Source organism: Bacillus sp. H1a (assembly GCF_000633475.1).
GTDB lineage: Bacteria > Bacillota > Bacilli > Bacillales > Bacillaceae_G > Bacillus_A > Bacillus_A paramycoides.
Window position 1 is genome coordinate 1 of the sequence record NZ_AYMH01000014.1, and the last position, 1,213, is coordinate 1,213.

General features: G+C 33.8%; 2 protein-coding genes. Both read left to right on the forward strand.

Annotation, left to right across the window (positions count from 1 at the left end; translation table 11 throughout):
* Positions 1–79 precede the first annotated feature (79 nt).
* Positions 80–400 carry a helix-turn-helix domain-containing protein gene (locus U860_RS0106170; protein ID WP_025147790.1) on the forward strand — a complete coding sequence of 107 codons (321 nt, stop codon included), beginning with the start codon at positions 80–82 and terminating at the stop codon, positions 398–400.
* Positions 401–408: 8 nt separating this feature from the next.
* Positions 409–1,213: IS3 family transposase (locus U860_RS0106175; protein ID WP_115610290.1), on the forward strand; the 805-nt coding region annotated here is incomplete at its 3' end.

The window sequence follows — 1,213 nt, forward strand, 5'->3', positions numbered from 1 at the left end:
TTATCCCCTTTAGGTAGACAGTGTAAAAAGGACCATGTGCATACATGGATGTTACACTATTACTTGGAGGGGATTTTTCATGACTAAAAAAGGCTCAACATTTAATACATATTCAGAAGAATTAAAGTTATCAGCTGTTCAAAGTTATTTAAACGGAGAAGGAAGTTACAATATGATAAAGGAAAAATATCAGATTAGAAGCTCTACCCAGCTTAAAAATTGGGTCAAAAAATATAAAGAATGTGGTGAGATTACAGATACTCGTGGGAAAAATAATGGAATGAAAGGTATACCAAACCCTCTTAAAGGAAAGCGCGTTCATTTCAACACTGTTGAAGAGGAACGTGACTATTATAAGGCTCAGGTTGAATATTTAAAAAAGCAGTATCCAAATCTGTAAATGGAGGCGTGCTAAAATATAAAGAGAGATATCATATCGTTGAATCACTAAAGAGAAAATATCCAGTTATATGGCTTACTAAATTTGCAGGTGTACATCGCTCAAGTTACTATAAGTGGATTCATACAAAAAGTATGAAAAACATGCGACTAGAATCCGACCAACGATTAAAAAAGGTAATTCAATCTATTCACGTAAAGCACAAGGAATATGGTTATCCACGCATGAAAATTGCTTTACAAGAAGAGGGTTATTTTATAAATCACAAAAAGGTATATCGCTTAATGGGTGAGCTCAACATTCAGTCTATTATTCGAAAGAAGCGTCGCTTCTTTAAAGGGAATTATTCCAATACTTTTCCAAATGTTTTAAACCGTGAATTCAAAGATCGCCAACAAAATGAAGCGCTCGTTACAGATATTACCTACCTACGATTTCAAGAAGGATTCCGCTATCTTTCTGTTGTACAAGATATTTATAATAACGAAGTTGTTTCTTGGAAAATTTCCAAGCGCAATGATAATGAACTTGTATTAGATACAATTGAAATGCTTGCACAAAAAAGAGATGTGCGTGGAACCATTCTCCATTCAGATCAGGGATTCCAGTACACATCTCATGCCTACAACAAACGACTTTTTGATTTAGGTATCATTGGCAGCCACTCTCGCAAAGGAAACTGCCATGATAATGCCTGTATCGAGTCATTTTTCTCCCATTTTAAATCGGAGATGTTGTATTTGAATCATTTTAAAACAGAAGAAGATTTAATACAAGCAATTGAAGAATATATTTACTTTTATAACTATAAAC

Excerpts from the sequence above, each read along its gene's own strand:
- U860_RS0106170 (WP_025147790.1), top strand. The coding sequence starts at position 80 with ATGACTAAAAAAGGCTCAACATTTAATACATATTCAGAAGAATTAAAG.